The 18889-nt window shown below is 54.4% G+C and carries 11 protein-coding genes; 6 read left to right on the top strand and 5 right to left on the bottom strand.

What is annotated here, in order from left to right; translation table 11 throughout:
- The first annotated feature begins 6 nt into the window (after positions 1 to 6).
- The 4 genes from LPW13_RS09250 (at position 7) to LPW13_RS09235 (ending at position 3707) form a co-directional block, all read left to right on the top strand.
- Complete coding sequence (locus tag LPW13_RS09250; RefSeq protein ID WP_230434824.1) at positions 7 to 465, top strand: MaoC family dehydratase; 459 nt, start codon at positions 7 to 9, stop codon at positions 463 to 465.
- 17 nt (positions 466 to 482) lie between these two features.
- Positions 483 to 1406 (top strand): SDR family NAD(P)-dependent oxidoreductase, encoded by a 924-nt coding sequence (locus tag LPW13_RS09245; RefSeq protein ID WP_230434822.1) that lies wholly within the window; start codon positions 483 to 485, stop codon positions 1404 to 1406.
- A gap of 37 nt (positions 1407 to 1443) precedes the next feature.
- Positions 1444 to 2625: an acetyl-CoA C-acyltransferase gene (locus LPW13_RS09240; protein ID WP_230434820.1), complete on the top strand. Its 1182-nt coding sequence runs from the start codon at positions 1444 to 1446 to the stop codon at positions 2623 to 2625.
- Positions 2626 to 2726: 101 nt separating this feature from the next.
- Complete coding sequence (locus LPW13_RS09235; protein ID WP_230434818.1) at positions 2727 to 3707, top strand: NADPH:quinone oxidoreductase family protein; 981 nt, start codon at positions 2727 to 2729, stop codon at positions 3705 to 3707.
- A 536-nt stretch (positions 3708 to 4243) separates the two neighbouring features.
- Here LPW13_RS09235 and LPW13_RS09230 read toward each other — a convergent pair.
- The 3 genes from LPW13_RS09230 to dinB all read right to left on the bottom strand — a co-directional run bounded on the left by LPW13_RS09230 (position 4244) and on the right by dinB (position 6709).
- Positions 4244 to 4948, bottom strand: coding sequence for a sigma-70 family RNA polymerase sigma factor (locus LPW13_RS09230; RefSeq protein ID WP_230434816.1), 705 nt, complete (start codon positions 4946 to 4948; stop codon positions 4244 to 4246).
- Between the two features lie 201 nt (positions 4949 to 5149).
- Positions 5150 to 5443 carry a DUF6116 family protein gene (locus tag LPW13_RS09225; protein WP_230434814.1) on the bottom strand — a complete coding sequence of 98 codons (294 nt, stop codon included), beginning with the start codon at positions 5441 to 5443 and terminating at the stop codon, positions 5150 to 5152.
- Positions 5444 to 5626: 183 nt separating this feature from the next.
- Positions 5627 to 6709: a DNA polymerase IV gene (gene dinB, locus LPW13_RS09220; protein WP_230434813.1), complete on the bottom strand. Its 1083-nt coding sequence runs from the start codon at positions 6707 to 6709 to the stop codon at positions 5627 to 5629.
- A gap of 51 nt (positions 6710 to 6760) precedes the next feature.
- Here dinB and LPW13_RS09215 point away from each other — a divergent pair, with 51 nt between their 5' ends.
- Together LPW13_RS09215 and LPW13_RS09210 are read left to right on the top strand one after the other, a co-directional pair.
- A complete protein-coding gene (locus LPW13_RS09215; RefSeq protein WP_230434811.1) occupies positions 6761 to 7339 on the top strand; it encodes a carboxymuconolactone decarboxylase family protein in 579 nt (192 codons plus the stop codon).
- Between the two features lie 495 nt (positions 7340 to 7834).
- Positions 7835 to 15133 carry a BapA/Bap/LapF family large adhesin gene (locus tag LPW13_RS09210; protein WP_230439229.1) on the top strand — a complete coding sequence of 2433 codons (7299 nt, stop codon included), beginning with the start codon at positions 7835 to 7837 and terminating at the stop codon, positions 15131 to 15133.
- 642 nt (positions 15134 to 15775) lie between these two features.
- Here LPW13_RS09210 and LPW13_RS09205 read toward each other — a convergent pair.
- Together LPW13_RS09205 and LPW13_RS09200 are read right to left on the bottom strand one after the other, a co-directional pair.
- The gene (locus tag LPW13_RS09205; RefSeq protein ID WP_230434809.1) at positions 15776 to 17212 is read right to left on the bottom strand and encodes a UDP-N-acetylmuramoyl-tripeptide--D-alanyl-D-alanine ligase; all 1437 of its coding nucleotides are present in this window, start codon (positions 17210 to 17212) and stop codon (positions 15776 to 15778) included.
- On the bottom strand, positions 17196 to 18884 hold the full coding sequence (locus LPW13_RS09200) for a glycoside hydrolase family 127 protein (protein WP_230434807.1): 1689 nt from the start codon (positions 18882 to 18884) through the stop codon (positions 17196 to 17198). Before LPW13_RS09200 ends, LPW13_RS09205 begins: the two co-directional genes overlap by 17 nt.
- Between the last annotated feature and the right edge of the window lie 5 nt (positions 18885 to 18889).

The following is an 18889-nucleotide window of genomic DNA, read 5'->3' as shown; positions in this document are numbered from 1 at the left end:
ATTGTTATGGCTACTGTGATACCTACAACAGGGTTCAAAGAATATATCGGTCGGGAAACTGACTCCACGGATTGGCTGGTGATTGACCAGGCGCGAATCAGTGCATTTGCCGACTGTACGCTGGATCATCAGTTTATTCACGTCGACCCGGTCGCGGCAAAAAAGTCCCCGTTCGGCTCTACGATTGCCCATGGCTTTCTGACCCTTTCGCTACTGTCCCATTTCGCTGAGCAACTGCAGGTGGCCGTAGAAGGGGTCAAGATGGGCGTGAATTACGGTCTGGATAAAGTGCGATTTATCAATCCCGTCAAGGTGGATCAGCGCATTCGTGCCCGGGCAAAGATTAGTGATATCCAGCAGAAAAAACCTGGACAGTTCCAGATAAAGCTGGACGTCACGGTCGAAATTGATGGTGAGGACAAGCCGGCGATGATCGCTGAATGGCTGTTCATGCAGTTTGTATAACGGATCTGGAAGAAAATATGTCTATTTCGTTTGTAGGAAAAGTAGCAATTGTTACCGGTGCCGGGAATGGTTTGGGAAAATCTCATGCACTGGAGCTTGCCCGCCGCGGCGCGAAAGTGGTAGTGAACGATCTTGGCGGTGCGCGAGATGGTTCAGGCGGTTCGCTGAGTACCGCAGAGCAGGTGGTTGCGGAAATCGAAGCCGCCGGCGGTGAGGCCATGGCCAACGGCGCCAATGTTACCGACTATGCGCAGGTTGAATCCATGGTGCACGCGGCGCGGGAGCGCTGGGGCAGTGTGGATATCCTTGTCAACAATGCCGGGATTCTACGCGACAAATCCTTTGCCAAAATGTCATTGGAAGACTTCAAGCTGGTACTGGATGTGCACCTGATGGGAACCGTCAACTGTACCAAGGCGGTCTGGGAGATCATGCGTGAGCAGCAGTATGGCCGGATTGTCATGACAACATCCTCATCCGGGCTTTACGGTAATTTCGGTCAGTCCAACTACGGTGCGGCAAAAACTGCAGTCGTAGGCTTTATGAACACCCTGTGCATGGAAGGAGAGAAGTACGGCATCCGGGTGAATTGTCTCTCTCCCACCGCATCCACACGGATGACTGAAGATGTAATTCCCGACTCAAAGGCACTGGAATTGCTCACTCCAGAATCGGTGACAGCGGGCCTGATCGCGCTGGTCGCGGAAGAATCGCCCAACCGTATGATCCTGTGCGCCGGTGCTGGCGGGTATGCCTGCACCCGTATCTATGAAACCGACGGTATCTATTTACCGCCGGAGCAACAGACCGGGGAAAACGTATTGCAGAACCTGGATGCAATTCTTGATGGAGAAGGCCAGCAGGAGTTTGTTGGTGGATTCAATCAAACCATCAAATTTGTCCAGAAAGCAGCGGAATCCCTGGGCGTAAAGCTCGGCTAATAACGTTTTTACACAGAATGAGACAAGGAGTGCAGCAATGAAAGAAGCGGTGATCGTATCCACAGCGCGTACCCCCATTGGCAAAGCCTACCGGGGCGCATTCAATAATCTTGAGGGGCCGAGCCTGGCAGCCCACGCCGTGCGTGCCGCGGTATCCCGTGCCGGCGTCGAGGCGGCTGAAGTGGACGACTGTATTTTCGGCGTTGCACTGCAGCAGGGGACCACCGGTACCAATGTGGCACGCCAGATTGCATTGCGCTCGGGTCTGTCCACTACCGTGGCCGGGATGACGATCGACCGCCAGTGTTCCTCCGGGTTGATGGCCGTGGCTACCGCAGCCAAGCAAATTACCCAGGATGGTGTACCCATTGCTATTGCCGGTGGCCTCGAGTCAATTTCACTGGTACAGAACGACAAAATGAATAGCTTTCGTGTGGCAGATCCCGCGTTGCTGGAAATGCACCCCGATATCTATATGCCCATGATTGGCACCGCAGAGGTGGTTGCAAAGCGCTACGGTATTAGCCGTGATCTGCAGGATGCGTATGCACTGCAGTCACAAATGCGTACGGCGGCTGCTCAGGAGGCGGGACTATACAACGACGAGATCATTCCGGTCACCTGCAATAAGATTGTGGTGAACAAGGAAACCGGTGAGCAGTCCGAACAGGAAGTGACTTTGGAGAAGGATGAGGGAAATCGTCCTACGACCACCATTGAAGGACTGCATGGACTGAAACCTGTGCTGGATAACGGTGTGATTACCGCGGGTAATGCATCGCAGCTGTCGGATGGCGCAGCGGCCATGGTGTTGATGGATCGCAAACTTGCGGAGCAGCGCGGGCTGGCACCACTGGGTATCTATCGAGGTATGGCGGTCGCCGGGTGTGAGCCGGATGAAATGGGAATCGGTCCTATTTACGCTATCCCCAAATTGCTACAGCGCACCGGTCTCAGCATCGACGATATCGGCCTTTGGGAGCTGAACGAGGCATTCGCGGTACAGGTGCTGTACTGCCGTGACAAGCTGGGCATCGACAACGATAAGCTCAATGTCAACGGCGGAGCTATTTCTATCGGCCATCCTTATGGGATGAGTGGTGCGCGGATGGTGGGGCACGCCTTACTGGAAGGGAAGCGTCGCGGTGTGAAATATGTTGTTGTCACCATGTGTGTTGGTGGTGGTATGGGCGCCGCAGGCCTGTTTGAAGTGGTGTGATATTGCGTGAGTCAGTGAGGCGCCGGAAGAAGAGACTCTTCCGGTTTTTCTCATTGACTGATAATTAATGAATTATTGATAGGTAGAAAGGGGGGAATAGAATGCGTGCACTGGTATGCAAGTCCTTTGGTCCGGTGGAAGAGTTGACTATCGCGGAGCGTGAAACAGCGCCACTGAAACCGAATGAGGTAAAGCTTGATATTCGTGCGGCCGGTGTCAATTTTCCCGATGCTTTGATGGTCGCCGGAAAGTATCAGGTGCAGCCTGACCTACCGTTTATTCCCGGTGGGGAGTGTGCGGGGATTATTTCAGAGCTTGGCAGTGAGGTGCGCGGGTTTAATATCGGTGATCGCGTTATTGCGATGCCAGGACTGGCGGCCTTTGCAGAACAGGTCAATGTCGATCACAAACTCCTGATGCCGATGCCCGAGCAGCTGGATTTTGTTCAGGCAGCGGGGTTCTGTATCACCTATGCGACGTCCTACTACGCGTTCAAGCAGCGTGCTCAGCTGAAAGAGGGAGAAACACTGGTTGTCCTGGGCGCGGCGGGTGGGGTCGGCGTCACCGCTATTCAGTTGGGGAAAATCATGGGAGCGAGGGTGATTGCCTGTGCATCCAGTGATGAGAAACTCGGGTTCTGTCGGGAGATTGGTGCCGATGAGGTCATCAATTACAGTACCGAAAACCTCAAAGATCGCATTCGCGAGTTAACCGATGGCAAAGGCGCCGATGTGATTTATGATCCCGTAGGTGGGGACTTTACCGAGGCTGCGTATCGCTCAATTGCCTGGGGCGGACGTTACCTGGTTATAGGATTTGCGGCAGGAGATATTCCCAAGTTGCCTCTCAATCTACCGCTACTGAAAGCGGGTGATATCCTGGGTATTTTCTGGGGCGGCTGGGCCGCGAGGGATCCTAAGGGGAATATGCAGAACTTTTCCGAGTTGCTGCAGTTGGTAGCGGACGGAAAGCTTAATCCCTTGACTACCGAAGTCTTCCCGCTGGAAGAGTTTACCCAGGCGTTTGCGGCTATCACGGAACGTCGCGCCCGGGGTAAAGTAATCCTGTCGATGGAGAACTGACCTCGATAGGCTGTCCTTTTCAGGGCAGCAAGCGGCAGTGCGTCTGTGCCTTTGAGATCAGGTCTGCAGGAAGCGCTTCGTCAGAGCCCCCTCGCTGTGTGCGACGCCATTGGGCGCAAAGCCCAGCGAGGTTTCCTGCCTTGATCGCTGCACGCAGGGAGTGCCATTTGTCAGCAGCTGGCATGCCGCGCGGTTGCGCAACCTGTCGTTTGATTCGCTCGCGGCTGCTGACGCTACTCCCAAAGCCGTCTGATGCAGCTTGCGCGGGTGTCAGTGCCCCCAGGTATTGAGCCGGGTGTAACAAGATCACTGCGATCGCCAAGGCACCCAGCCCTGATGCAGCTTTAGACGTAATACGGCTTGTTTTTTTAATGGGTGCATAAGTTCTGGCTAGTGAAAAAATCCTCTCGTCCAGAGCATCCGGTGACCCAATTGCATCAGTGGCACGCCTGAAATCTTGTTCCCAATTTTTTCCGTTCATTTTTTCGTAATCCTTACTTCAAAAGCCAGAATTCCATGTCTGGATAGTCGAGCAGTCACGCAATTTTCTCTGTGCCGCCTACCGGGTGGTCTTCGCGACCAGCGACGGGAGGGGCAGACCATACTCGTACCTTTTCTTTGATTCGTTCCCAGATGCCAATGTCTGTATCTTCGACGGGGAGTTGAGCAGCGCAGTCCAGATTTTCAGCCAACTCTGTCTTCCATGGTTTGTGGGGGCTGCCATGCAGTGTTGTTTCTATCAATTCAAATGCTGAATGTAATAAATCGCGGCACTCTTTTAGTGAAAGTCGTTCTATGTCGGCAATAGTGGCGAGTGATAGCCGACATTCCCGGTGTAACAAAAAAATGTTTCTATGAGGCCTTGGAAGCTTTTGAACGGCATTAAATACCGTGTCTTTTAGTGCGGTCTGAATCTGCTGCTTTAGTTCCGCGTCAATCTTCTTGCCTTGTTTGTAATCTCTATCACCGCTGAATTCACCGCACTGCAACCTGCGGTTTATTTGTATGTAGAACCAGTTATTCAAACGCCTGCCCGACAGCTTCGGAGGTGCTTCCAGAATTTCTCTCCAGAGGTCTTCTAACAACTGGCAGCCTCTGGCCTGACTGATCTGAATGCAGTAGCGAAAGAGTTGATTGTTGTGCCGTTTATACAGCAGTTTGAACGCATTCAAATTTCGGGTTTGGTGGTAATGGTTGAGCAAGGCTTCATCTGTGAGACCATACAACTTGTCCGCATACATGGGATTTGCCTCCTTGGCGTCAAATGTCCCATCTACTCGGTGCACACTCCCTGTTATTGCGGTTTTTCAGGGATACTTCGTAATAACGAGTAAACTGTCAGTCTTCTTCAAATCCATTGAAGAGTGATTTTCTATCGCTAATTCACCTTTTTGGCTTTTCGTGCTTGCTCTGTGTCGGCGGGGCTTTCTGGTGTTTGCCCTCTATTTTCGGCTCCCAGTCTGGGACTTTGAGGTTGATTCTTTTGCTATAGGTTCGTTGACAATTTTCTCTTGTCTTGTCGTTGCATCTTCCTCAGTCTTCTCATGCCTTCTCCAGGATGCGAGAAATAGCGTCGCCAGCCCAAGCAGTAGCTCATCGACAAATGGAACCATATCGGGAATCAACAGGTCGAAAAGAAAGAGTGCACAAACCCACTTGAATAGCGTTGGATGCTTGAGCTTTCGGGCATAGTTGAGAAACCAGCCAACTAACGCACTGGGCAGTACACGTTTCATATAAATGGCAGCGATTACGTACTTTCAGGACCGTGTTGGGAGTATAGACCGAGGGTTTTGCGGCTTTCACCGGCAAGGCCATTTTAGGTATGAATGGGCGGCGTTGTTGACGTGAATAGCAACTTGGTAGATTTGCATTGTGCCAATTTGGGTGGATTAAATAACGCCACAATTGGTCGAAAGCTAGGCAGTTAGTCGCTGTGTTTGGGAGAAGGGTAGGGGCAATTGCTCTGGCCCCAATTCGGCGCGCAAGTCCTTGAGTTTGATGCCGACACCCAGCAGTCGGATAGGATCATTGCGCTTGTCCCAACATTGTTGCAGCAGCTGTTTAAACTCTGATATGCGGGCTGCTCGGCTGCCGCGCTCGTGGGTCATCTGGGTAAAGTCGGCATATTTTACCTTTACCTGGACTCCGTTGATCTCATAGCGGGCGTCCAGTTTTTCGAGGCGTTCCTGCAGGCGGCCGAACAGGTTGGTCATTTCTTCCAGCCAGTCTTCCTGGTGGATCAAATCCGACTTGAAGGTGTGTTCAACACTGACGCTCTTGCGTGATTCGTTACTGCTGACCGGGCGCTCATCGATACCGCGGCAAAGATGGTACAGACGGTTGCCAAACTTGCCGTAACGCTGGACCAGCTCGATCAGAGACAGGGGCCGCAGGTCGCTGCAGGTATGGATGCCCTGCCGATGCATTTTTTCAGCTGTAACCCGGCCCACACCGTGGAGCTTGGCAATTGGCAACCTGAGAACAAAGTCCTCTACAGACTGGGGCGTGATAACCGTCAGGCCGTCCGGCTTTTCCCAGTCGCTGGCAATTTTGGCGAGGAATTTGTTGGGAGCCACACCGGCAGAAATCGTAATGCCCAATTGGTCGCTCACCCGGCGGCGAATCTCACGGGCAATCAATGTTGCGCTTCCGTTGAAGTGAAGGCTATCGCTCACATCCAGATATGCTTCATCCAGAGATAGGGGTTCTATTCTGTCGGTAAATTCTAGAAATATTTCCCGGATCTGCGCGCTTACTTCTCGATATTTTTTCATGTTGCCCGGTACTACAATCAGATCAGGGCACAACTTCATTGCTTGCGCACTGGGCATGGCTGAGCGAACACCAAAGGTGCGCGCCTCATAGTTGCAGGTTGAGATGACCCCCCTTCGTTCGCTGGCACCACCCACAGCGATTGGTCGCCCCTGTAGATTGGGGTCGTCACGCATTTCTACAGAGGCGTAGAAGCAGTCGCAATCGCAATGAATGATCTTACGCATGCTGGGATTATATACAGTATTATGCCCGGGAGGAATACATGTGTCCCTGGATTGGGCCGCGGTGCAGATACAGACCGTTCCGTTTTTGCTTTGAGGTGCCAGATGAGCCGGATAACGTTGATTGAGAATCCTGCAGATGAGCGGGTGAAAGCAATTTTTGAGGATGTTCGTACCCAGATGGGCGGTATTCCATACCTGTTCAGAGCGTACGCCAACAGTCCACCGCTACTGGAGCATTTCTGGGAACAGTACCGCAACCTGATGTTTATCGGCCGTTTATCCAGGCCGCTTAAAGAGGCTATTGCTCTGATGGTTTCTGCAGACAACCACTGTGACTACGGAATTTCTCTTCACAGCCATGCTCTGGAGTCTCTGGGTGTGCCGGCGAAGGAGATTCTGCGTATCCGCACCGACCCGGATCACGCGCACTTCCCCCCTAAAGAGCATGTGCTGCTTGAAGTGGCACGACATGCAAATATCGCTCCCCATGACCACGGTGAACGTCTGATCACGGAGGCGCGAAAAACGGAGGCGACTGACGCTGAAATTCTGGAGGCTCTGGCGGTTTCTGGAATGATTGCGGGGACCAATCGTACAGCGGATATGTTGGGTCTTCAGGCAATGATTTGATTTTCATATGAGAGCATGCCCGGCGCATGCAAGGCGATCATTGTAATAGAGACCAGCTCGATGCTCGAACTGGTCTTTTTTGGTGCCCGCAACATATGCGGACATTTTTGTGCGCTATTCGGGCGGTGTTCGGTGGTCGAAAATGAGTACCAGCACATCCTACGTGCCCGGTATCACCTCTGTTAGTCCTCCTGAGTTAATTGTCGTCAAATAGCCCAGACAGCGTCACAAAGACAAAACTTGGGCATCTATCGATCTGAATGAAATTGCGTTATACGGAAGTGCTACCTATAACTGAAGTCGGTCAACGTGAATGGCGTCCCGGTAATAGATGTATTTTGGTGTCACGGCAATAATTATGACGCCATAGAATTTGGAATCTCCAAGAGATCGTTGGACTGGAGCGTTCATTTCACAAGTAGTTGCAATGATTGAAGGGTGATCTGCACAGGGTTGGGCAGGTTGAGGTAGAGAGTAAAGTCAGGATCAAGCGCAATGGAAGCGACAATTTTTGATAAGGTGACTGGGACAGCACAAAAGATCGATGCGACCAATAATATTGGGGTGACATCTCCAAGCATCGTAAAGCTGGATGTTGGACCTGAGGAAGTTGCCTCATTTGTTCAATCGGGTTTCGACCTGGTAATAACGCTAAAGAACGGTGAAACAATAACGCTGTATAACTTCTTCCAGGTCGGAGAAAACGGCCTTAGAAGCGAGCTTGTTCTCGAAGATGACGATTCAGTTCTTTGGTGGGGCCAGCGTGGCGAGACATTTACCGAGTTTTCATTTACCGAAATCCAATCGTTGGATGACCTTCTGGCGATCACCCAAGCCGATGGAGCTATACCTGTCTGGGCCTGGGTCGGTTTAGGCGCGCTGGGGCTCGGCGCGATTGCCGCCTCTTCGGACTCCTCCTCAAAAGGTGGAAGCAGAGAATTTCTGGATGATACCGACTCTGATGATGATCCCGCTCCCCCAACTTCTCCTCCTCCTGTAGATCCTCCTGACGAATCAGATGCCGATGCTGATACGGACGCCGACGCAGATGCTGACGCCGATGCGGATGCTGACGCCGATGCGGATGCTGACGCTGATGCGGATGCAGATGCCGATGCGGATGCAGACGCAGACGCAGATGCAGATGCGGACGCCGATGCGGATGCCGATGCGGATGCTGATGCCGACGCGGATGCCGATGCAGATGCTGATGCCGATGCCGATGCCGATGCCGATGCCGATGCCGACGCGGATGCCGATGCAGATGCTGATGCCGATGCCGATGCCGATGCTGATGCGGATGCCGACGCTGATGCGGATGCCGACGCGGATGCCGATGCAGATGCCGATGCCGACGCGGATGCGGACGCCGACGCCGACGCCGACGCCGATGCGGATGCGGATGCCGATGCGGACGCCGACGCTGATGCGGACGCCGACGCCGACGCCGACGCCGACGCTGATGCGGACGCCGACGCCGACGCCGACGCGGATGCCGATGCAGACGCCGATGCCGACGCGGATGCCGACGCGGATGCCGACGCGGATGCGGATGCCGATGCAGACGCCGATGCCGATGCGGACGCGGATGCCGATGCCGATGCGGACGCGGATGCAGATGCGGATGCGGACGCAGATGCCGACGCGGATGCCGATGCTGATGCCGATGCTGATGCCGATGCCGACGCCGATGCCGACGCGGACGCCGATGCGGACGCGGATGCCGATGCGGACGCCGATGCCGATGCGGACGCCGATGCCGATGCAGACGCGGATGCCGATGCGGATGCAGACGCCGACGCCGACGCCGACGCTGATGCGGATGCGGACGCCGATGCTGATGCCGACGCGGATGCGGATGCGGACGCCGATGCGGACGCCGACGCTGATGCGGACGCCGACGCCGACGCCGACGCCGACGCCGATGCCGATGCGGATGCTGATGCCGACGCTGATGCGGACGCGGATGCCGATGCCGATGCGGACGCTGATGCCGATGCTGACGCTGACGCTGACGCTGACGCTGACGCCGACGCCGACGCCGACGCCGACGCCGACGCCGATGCCGATGCCGATGCCGATGCCGACGCCGACGCCGACGCAGATGCTGACACCGACTTCGAACTAGTCGATGTGGACGATGACGCGGTCCTGGAGTGCGAGATCAGCTTGGAGCCTGAAGCAGAGCCTGATCAAGACAGTGATGAGCAGTTTAATGCGCTGGGTATCAGCATCGCTGACCTCGCCAGCCTGGATATCGGCTCTGGTGATCAGCCACTCGTAGGGTTCGATCTAACTGAGGACACCAACGAGACGGTATTTGACCTCGACATCGATGGCGTGGTGGGTATCGGTGTGCTGGATCAATACGTCTTGATTGTTGAGCGTTTTGAAGACGGGGAGTGGGTGCGCGTTGAGGACGCCGAGAATAATCTCGATGACGGTATTCTCTCACTCAGCCTACTCGGCCTGGGTGGCACTTCCGGGCAGGTAACTCTGGAGAACCTGGATGCGGGTGAATATCGAGCGACACTGGTTCCCGACCCGGGGCTGATCAGTGTTGGCGTGGCCATCACCCGTACTATCGACGTCACCGCAACGGACTTTGTGGAGGTCGAGACGATCGTCGGAAGTCAGCCTGCGGAAGGCAACTTCATAGATCAGTCTGCCAGTGGGGATACGGATAACCTTGAAATCCAGTCGGTTACCTTTGACGGTAACCTGGTGACACCCACCGGCGGTGAAATAGAAATCGAGGGTGACTATGGCACCCTGGTAATGCAAAGTGATGGCAGTTACGTCTACACGCCGAATGAAGCGTTGGGCGAGGCCGGCGTAGACAACTTTACCGTCACGGTTGTAGACACTGAAACGAATGAAGCGTTGTCAGCCAACCTGAATATCGAAGTGACCAAGGAAGTAGTGCCTGACGACGGGGATGCAGATGCTGATGCCGACGCCGACGCCGACGCCGACGCCGACGCCGACGCCGACGCGGATGCCGATGCGGATGCGGACGCAGATGCCGATACCGATGCGGACGCAGATGCCGACGCCGACGCGGATGCCGATGCCGATGCGGATGCAGATGCCGATGCGGATGCCGATGCCGACGCTGATGCGGATGCGGACGCCGATGCGGACGCAGATGCCGACGCAGATGCCGACGCAGATGCCGATGCGGACGCCGATGCAGACGCCGATGCCGATGCGGACGCCGATGCAGATGCCGATGCAGATGCAGATGCAGATGCAGATGCCGATGCCGATGCAGATGCAGATGCCGATGCCGATGCAGATGCCGATGCAGACGCCGATGCTGACGCTGATGCCCCGGCGGCACCAACAGCCACCCTGACCAACGACACGGGTGTCGACGACACCGATGGCATTACCAGTGACGGCAGCGTGACTGTCAGTGGTCTGGAACCCGATGCCACCTGGGAGTACTCCATCGACGGTGGTGCGACCTGGACTACCGGCACCGGTACAGAGTTCACCCTGCCGGAAGGTGAATACCCCGACGGCGAGGTACTGGTACGGCAAACCGACGCGGCCGGCAACATCAGCCCCGAAGGTTCGCTGGGTCCGGTGACCATCGACAACACCGCCCCGGCGGCACCAACAGCCACCCTGACCAACGACACGGGTGTCGACGACACCGACGGTATTACCAGTGACGGCAGCGTGACTGTCAGTGGTCTGGAACCCGATGCCACCTGGGAGTACTCCATCGACGGTGGTGCGACCTGGACTACCGGCACCGGTACAGAGTTCACCCTGCCAGAAGGTGAATACCCCGACGGCGAGGTCCTGGTACGGCAAACCGACGCGGCCGGCAACATCAGCCCCGAAGGTTCGCTGGGTCCGGTGACCATCGACAACACCGCCCCGGCGGCACCAACAGCCACCCTGACCAACGACACGGGTGTCGACGACACCGATGGCATTACCAGTGACGGCAGCGTGACTGTCAGTGGTCTGGAACCCGATGCCACCTGGGAGTACTCCATCGACGGTGGTGCGACCTGGACTACCGGAACCGGTACAGAGTTCACCCTGCCGGAAGGTGAATACCCCGACGGCGAGGTACTGGTACGGCAAACCGACGCGGCCGGCAACATCAGCCCCGAAGGTTCGCTGGGTCCGGTGACCATCGACAACACCGCCCCGGCGGCACCAACAGCCACCCTGACCAACGACACGGGTGTCGACGACACCGACGGTATTACCAGTGACGGCAGCGTGACTGTCAGTGGTCTGGAACCCGATGCCACCTGGGAGTACTCCATCGACGGTGGTGCGACCTGGACTACCGGAACCGGTACAGAGTTCACCCTGCCGGAAGGTGAATACCCCGACGGCGAGGTACTGGTACGGCAAACCGACGCGGCCGGCAACATCAGCCCCGAAGGTTCGCTGGGTCCGGTGACCATCGACAACACCGCCCCGGCGGCACCAACAGCCACCCTGACCAACGACACGGGTGTCGACGACACCGATGGCATTACCAGTGACGGCAGCGTGACTGTCAGTGGTCTGGAACCCGATGCCACCTGGGAGTACTCCATCGACGGTGGTGCGACCTGGACTACCGGCACCGGTACAGAGTTCACCCTGCCGGAAGGTGAATACCCCGACGGCGAGGTACTGGTACGGCAAACCGACGCGGCCGGCAACATCAGCCCCGAAGGTTCGCTGGGTCCGGTGACCATCGACAACACCGCCCCGGCGGCACCAACAGCCACCCTGACCAACGACACGGGTGTCGACGACACCGATGGCATTACCAGTGACGGCAGCGTTACTGTCAGTGGTCTGGAACCCGATGCCACCTGGGAGTACTCCATCGACGGTGGTGCGACCTGGACTACCGGCACCGGTACAGAGTTCACCCTGCCAGAAGGTGAATACCCCGACGGCGAGGTCCTGGTACGGCAAACCGACGCGGCCGGCAACATCAGCCCCGAAGGTTCGCTGGGTCCGGTGACCATCGACAACACCGCCCCGGCGGCACCAACAGCCACCCTGACCAACGACACGGGTGTCGACGACACCGACGGTATTACCAGTGACGGCAGCGTGACTGTCAGTGGTCTGGAACCCGATGCCACCTGGGAGTACTCCATCGACGGTGGTGCGACCTGGACTACCGGCACCGGTACAGAGTTCACCCTGCCAGAAGGTGAATACCCCGACGGCGAGGTCCTGGTACGGCAAACCGACGCGGCCGGCAACATCAGCCCCGAAGGTTCGCTGGGTCCGGTGACCATCGACAACACCGCCCCGGCGGCACCAACAGCCACCCTGACCAACGACACGGGTGTTGACGACACCGACGGTATTACCAGTGACGGCAGCGTGACTGTCAGTGGTCTGGAACCCGATGCCACCTGGGAGTACTCCATCGACGGTGGTGCGACCTGGACTACCGGCACCGGTACAGAGTTCACCCTGCCAGAAGGTGAATACCCCGACGGCGAGGTCCTGGTACGGCAAACCGACGCGGCCGGCAACATCAGCCCCGAAGGTTCGCTGGGTCCGGTGACCATCGACAACACCGCCCCGGCGGCACCAACAGCCACCCTGACCAACGACACGGGTGTCGACGACACCGACGGTATTACCAGTGACGGCAGCGTGACTGTCAGTGGTCTGGAACCCGATGCCACCTGGGAGTACTCCATCGACGGTGGTGCGACCTGGACTACCGGCACCGGTACAGAGTTCACCCTGCCGGAAGGTGAATACCCCGACGGCGAGGTCCTGGTACGGCAAACCGACGCGGCCGGCAACACTAGCCCCGAAGGCTCGCTGGGTGCTGTGAGTGTCGTCTCCCTGGATGGGGTCGATGAAGTGGCAACAGCGCTGCTGAATATCCTGGCTGCGGAATCGGCCGCGGATCATGGAGAAGCCGATTATGGATTGCTCGGCGTCTACCTGAATCTGATTGGGCTTGATTTGCAGGCAAACGTTCTCGGTACGTCGACCGTGGAATTTGAAGTTGACCCGGGACATACCCAGGATCTGACATTCGAGTTCGACTCGACGCTATCTGCAGCGGTGCTTGGCGACCTGCGTATCGTCATCCAGAAGTGGGATCCCGCTACGGAAGCCTGGACAGCCATCGATAACTCCGAGGACGAAGCCTCGATACTCGAGATCGGGCTGCTAGGTGGTGGTGGTGATGGCGTCACTGTCGAGGGGCTGGGTAGCGGTGAGTACCGTGCCTTTATCGCCGCTGACGGCGTTGTGGCTACGGTAGCCAGTTCATTGTCTGTCAGTGGCACAGACTACGACAACACCGTCATCGTCGGCTACGAGGGTGTCGCTGTGAACGGCAATGTTCTCGACAACGATGCCGCGGACACGATTGTCGAGAGTGTGAATAGCGAACCCGTTGGGGCCGGCGGCGCTACCATCGTCGGAACTTACGGCACGCTGGAGATCGATCAGGACGGCACTTACACCTATACGCCATTCGACGCCGACGACTCCGGCATCGGACAGGTGGATGTGTTCGAGTACACCCTGACTGATACGATCAGTGGCGCCAGCGCGCTAGCGACGCTGTACGTCCAGATCGACAGTGAGAGCGTCGAGATGACCTGGGATGAGAACGATCCCTCCCTGCCTGCAACATTTGCATTTTCCGCATCGGATGATACGGCGGATGCATCGGTGGTCTGGGCCAATGTGGTCGACGAAGACTTCTTTACGGAGGCCGATGGTGAGCTGATTGGCGTAGGCGATCAGACCTATATCAGCGATACATTCACTATCACTGAAAATATGGAAGTGTCTGGCAGTGTCGAGGTATCGGTACTCCTCGCTGCAATCGCCAGCGGGGAAGTGTTCCTGGAAAGGGAAGCTTCCCCCGGTACTTGGGAAACCGTTGCCAGTGATAGCTTTAGTATTGTTCTTGGCGGTCTTGGCACGGTGTCTACGATAGACCTTTCCACAGTCGACTTTACTGCTGGCGACTATAGAGTACGCGCAACCAAGTCTGGGCTGGCCTCGGTGACACTCAACATCGCAACTGACGTTGATGTTGTTTACCTCGACCAGTTTGAAATCGAAAGCGCTGTTGGCGCCGTCGGAAACCTCCTCGACAACGACGTCGAAGGCTCCGAGTTCTCCACACTTCAGGTCGACAATGGCTCCGGCTTCGTGGATGTCACCGACTCGACCGTTGTGGCGGGTGACTTCGGTACCCTGACCATCGATGCCGACGGCAACTACACCTACACCCCGGATGGAACCTATTTTGACACCACATCGCAGGATGTCTTTGACTATCAATTGGTTCATCCCGTGACGGGAGCCGTTGCTGGTGGATCTCTGACGGTTACGTTGGAACCATCGGGGGCCGGTGTCTTGTTAGCGCCTTCCGTGGAGCCATTTGCAATGGCATTTGCCGAAGAGAGTGACGGATCGCAGGAAAGCGACTTTGCTCAAAGTCACGATGCCGGTTTGGAAACACTCAATTGGCAAGGTGGAGATGATGTTATTGCGCTGGGTGACTATGTAGGTGAGTTCTCAAATATCCAGGCCATTGATCTGGATGAAGAGAACGCGGTGACACTGTCTGTTGGTCTGGAAGACTTGCTGTCTATCTCCAGTGGTGATGAGAGTTTCTACATCAATGGCGATGGCAGTGATACCGTGGACATACTCGCTGAGTGGGACGCAGCTGATAGCGGTTCTGCCCATGGAGACGACTATAACATCTACGTGTCCATTGATGATCCCACTCAAGAGCTGTGGGTAGAGAATGGCATCAACGTTGTCTGATCCGATGCCACGATCTAACTGACTTTTACGCCGGGCCTTGTGCCCGGCTTTTTTTTGCCTGATGTGACCCTCTGGGTGGGTAAACCGGAATACACAATCGTCAATCTGGTTCAGTTCTGAGAAAGTTCGACCGTACTGTGGACAAAAGACTTAGATCACATGTGGTCGAGAAAAACAGGATAGAGGTGGGATAATACAAGGCATTACAACGGTTGGCATCTCAGGTTTGAGAGTGTCGAATTGGCAAGAGACAAGAGAGGAAGGTGAGTAAAGTGCACTGTGCGATGATTATGGCAATGCGTCAACACCTTGTATGTGTAGGCAAACAATTGAACAAAGAGAGCTCTCAAGATGAGGTGCGAGATTGGTTGAAATCTGAATTCCTCTTAGGAAACCTCTGTTAATTGATAGTGGCCTCTGCACAATCTGAAAGGTGTTTTCGTAAGGCGGTTTGCGAAGCCGCTGGTTACCTTTCCTAGCGAGTCAACGCCGCCAGCGCCTGTTAGGCCGTACCCGCAGGGGCGTACAGGCTGGTCCGCACTCCGCGTTGCAGCTGCTAGACGGGCAACCAGCGTGCCTGTGTCTTGATCGCGAACCTGTCTGTACGCCAGAGGCCGCAAGCAATTATCAACGGAGGTACCTTTAGTTCTGGGATAGGCCGTGGAGGTGTTTTACAATTTTGTGTAGGCCAGTCCCATGGGATCCTTTGATAAGGATAAGCTGATCGCGGTCTATTATTTGTTTTAAGTCAGACTGGAGTGCTGATAAGTCATTGTATTGGGCATTTACAATATCGTTTTTACTCAGTTCTTGCTGAATGCTCTGTATTTTATCACCGAGTAGAATAACACGGTCCGGTTTCGAGCGAATGATATCCTTGCTAAGCCCTTTGTGCAGGAGAATCGATTGGTCGCCGAGCTCAAGCATGTCTCCAAGTATCAGTATTCTCTCGTTATAATTTTTACGTCGATAAATCTCTTCTGACGTTTGAATGGCGGCGCGTACAGAAGCCGGATTAGCGTTGTAGGCGTCATCTATTATATCAATATATTTTCCATTTATGTTTAGTGTCGATACGACGCCTCGACCTGCGATTGGAGTGAATAACTTAAGTAAGTGTGCTGCTGATTTTAAGTCCAGGTCGAGTGTGTCTAGCACTGCGAGGCTGGCAATTCCATTCATTGCCATGTGAAATCCAGCTCCTCCCATTGTGAATGACAGGAAGGAACCGTTGGCATTTACCGAGGTCTCACCAGATTTTCTATCATAGTCTAAGATGCGAAATTGGGCGTCTTTATGTAAGCCAAAGCTAATGATTTTTAGTTTTCGGTCATTTGCGGCCTCTTTGAGAATGTCCCACTCTTTAATATCTCGGTTTATGATCGCAAATGATCCTGGGGTCATGCTGGAGAATATCCCGGATTTTTTCTTCGCTATTTCTTCCGTACTCTTGTGATACTCGATATGCGCTTCATGAATATTGCTGATGATGGCGATGTCTGGCCGCACAATTGCGGAATTTTTGATCATGTTTCCAATAGCCATTTCTATCACAGCATACCGAGTGTCCCAGCTTATTGAGGCTAAATTCCATGATATTCCCATCGGGAGATTGGCGCTGAATTCAGATTTCCCTGATTTCCCCCAAGGGTTTAACAAGTGTTGTAGTAAAGCAACCGTCGTAGTTTTTCCTGCACTTCCAGTTACGCCAATTACGGTTCCTTTGAATTTGTTGCGGGAGTAAATTCCCATATCAATAACTGCTTGACGGCAGTCCTTTACCAATATGGTTGGAATGTTAAGGTCATGGAGATCGTTAAATTCTTCACTAACAATAAGTGCTTGCGGCGTAAAGGGGAGCCTGCTGATTTGTGATGGAGGAATAAGACCCTTTCCGTCCCTTGGTCTTATAGCTACAATTTGGCCCGGCTGCATGCTTGGGGGGAATATACACAGCCCGGTCGCTCTCCACTGCTTTGATTTCGGAGGGGAAAGCCATTTTCCTCCCGTTGCTTCCACAAGGTTTCTTTGATTCCAACCTGTCGATCCACTATTGGATAGGCTAATGCGGTCTTTCATGCTCTAGATCTTTAGTGACTGTTTTTTGCTTTTCTATAAGGTAATTCCGATAAGCAATAAAACCAGATAGATAGTGCTCCACGTCATCAATTCGCACCCGAAAAGAGTGGTGACGAATAAAGAAGCTCCCCAGGATTTTTTCCGGATTCTTGAAGTACATAGCGTATTCAGGCCAGAAGTGCCCGTTGAGCAAGTAGTGTGCACGACACTCAAGGGCATGATAAAACTTCTGTTCATCCAGAAGTTCTAGCAGCCCTGGGAACTGATTCTCCGACTTCATACGGCAAATCATCTTCTCTGCAGCCATCATGAGCTCCAGAAGGGTGGGGAAGGTGGTTATTCTTTTCTCCACAAAATCCAGATAACCGGCGACATTCTGTATCCCAAACCGGTAGTATTTTTCTTCCGGTCGGTAGCGAGTTATTTCATTAACGCAATAGCTGAGCCAGTGATCATGGGCCTTCCAGTGGTTGGACTGGATGAAATAATCGAACGCTTTTTCAACGGTGTTGAGCCAGCGCGGATCTCGTGTTAGTCCGTAAAGGCGAATAAGGCCGAAAGCGGCCTCCCCATCGTAGTAAATAATCCGGAAAAACTCTTTTATAGTGAGATCGGGGTAGTTCAGTACATGCGCAAACTGGCCCGTGGAGACATTTTGCATTTTCTGAATGCCAATGGCGAGCAATTCCATCAAGGACAGATACTGATCATCTCCCGTTAGCTCGGAATATTTAACCAGCGCCAGTAGGCAGACAGCGTTGCCGCCGAGTTTTATCTCCTGGTGCTGGTCGACAAGAAATGCAGCATGACTTCCGTCGGGCAGGGGAACCGTTTTGATCAACTCAGTCGTGAGCTGGTGCAGTGCTCGATCAATGGCCGTCTTGAGACTTGCGTCTTTGGTGACTTCCCACGATTCCAGCATGGCATAGGTGGTGCTGGCGTGGCGCAAATTATTATAGGTGGCAATGCTGCGATCAAAGCAGGGGTGCCATCCATAATTAAACAGGCCACTCTTGCGTACTTGTCGGGTCAGGTATTGGCTTGCTGAATCGATCAGCTCGTATACGGTTTCATCGTCCAGGTTCTTGATGATTCTGCGGCCGGCATTTCTTCCGGTAGCGTATAAGATTTTGAGTGGCTCCGCCCCCTTTGAGAATATACCTTGGGTATTCAAAAGATACACGGGGTTTTCTGCGCACGACTGTAAATTCAGATCCAGTCCGAATCGTTTCCTGGCATATGCCCGGATATTTTTTTCGTTGATGGTGGCGTGGGCAATTTTGTTGCCACCATACAGCATGGCATTTCCGTTGATTTCCTGCTCAAGAAAGGCGATGTCGAGCTGCTTATCGAATGCCAGGCCAAATCGGAAGTAGTTGCGCTTGGTGTTCTTGAGGCGTTCGAGTAATTCTTGCCAGCTGATTTCGATGGATTCACGGACCCAGTCTACGCGTAGCCATTGATAGTCAATTTTAGCTTTCTGTTTTACTTGCTGCACCTGGCGGGCACCACGTTGCCAGGTTTCCTCTACGGTCGCACCCGTTACATGGAGGACCGTCGCACGTTGTACACCGTTGCATAGGGAGAAAAACAGGCAGTAAGGCGGTTTTCTATGCTGGAGATTCCGCGCAACGAGTGGGCGAATGCGCGAGAGCTGCTCGGATAGGGACATAGTCT

Origin of the sequence: Microbulbifer celer (assembly GCF_020991125.1) — a bacterium.
GTDB classification, from domain to species: domain Bacteria; phylum Pseudomonadota; class Gammaproteobacteria; order Pseudomonadales; family Cellvibrionaceae; genus Microbulbifer; species Microbulbifer celer.
This window is presented reverse-complemented; position numbering and strand designations above follow the sequence as displayed.

What these genes read in the sequence shown, in the direction of transcription:
- LPW13_RS09250 (WP_230434824.1), top strand. Translation starts at nt 7, where the DNA reads ATGGCTACTGTGATACCTACAACAGGGTTCAAAGAATATATCGGTCGG.
- LPW13_RS09245 (WP_230434822.1), top strand. Translation starts at nt 483, where the DNA reads ATGTCTATTTCGTTTGTAGGAAAAGTAGCAATTGTTACCGGTGCCGGG.
- LPW13_RS09240 (WP_230434820.1), top strand. Translation starts at nt 1,444, where the DNA reads ATGAAAGAAGCGGTGATCGTATCCACAGCGCGTACCCCCATTGGCAAA.
- LPW13_RS09235 (WP_230434818.1), top strand. Translation starts at nt 2,727, where the DNA reads ATGCGTGCACTGGTATGCAAGTCCTTTGGTCCGGTGGAAGAGTTGACT.
- LPW13_RS09230 (WP_230434816.1), bottom strand. Translation starts at nt 4,948, where the DNA reads ATGTATGCGGACAAGTTGTATGGTCTCACAGATGAAGCCTTGCTCAAC.
- LPW13_RS09225 (WP_230434814.1), bottom strand. Translation starts at nt 5,443, where the DNA reads ATGAAACGTGTACTGCCCAGTGCGTTAGTTGGCTGGTTTCTCAACTAT.
- dinB (WP_230434813.1), bottom strand. Translation starts at nt 6,709, where the DNA reads ATGCGTAAGATCATTCATTGCGATTGCGACTGCTTCTACGCCTCTGTA.
- LPW13_RS09210 (WP_230439229.1), top strand. Translation starts at nt 7,835, where the DNA reads ATGGAAGCGACAATTTTTGATAAGGTGACTGGGACAGCACAAAAGATC.
- LPW13_RS09205 (WP_230434809.1), bottom strand. Translation starts at nt 17,212, where the DNA reads ATGAAAGACCGCATTAGCCTATCCAATAGTGGATCGACAGGTTGGAAT.
- LPW13_RS09200 (WP_230434807.1), bottom strand. Translation starts at nt 18,884, where the DNA reads ATGTCCCTATCCGAGCAGCTCTCGCGCATTCGCCCACTCGTTGCGCGG.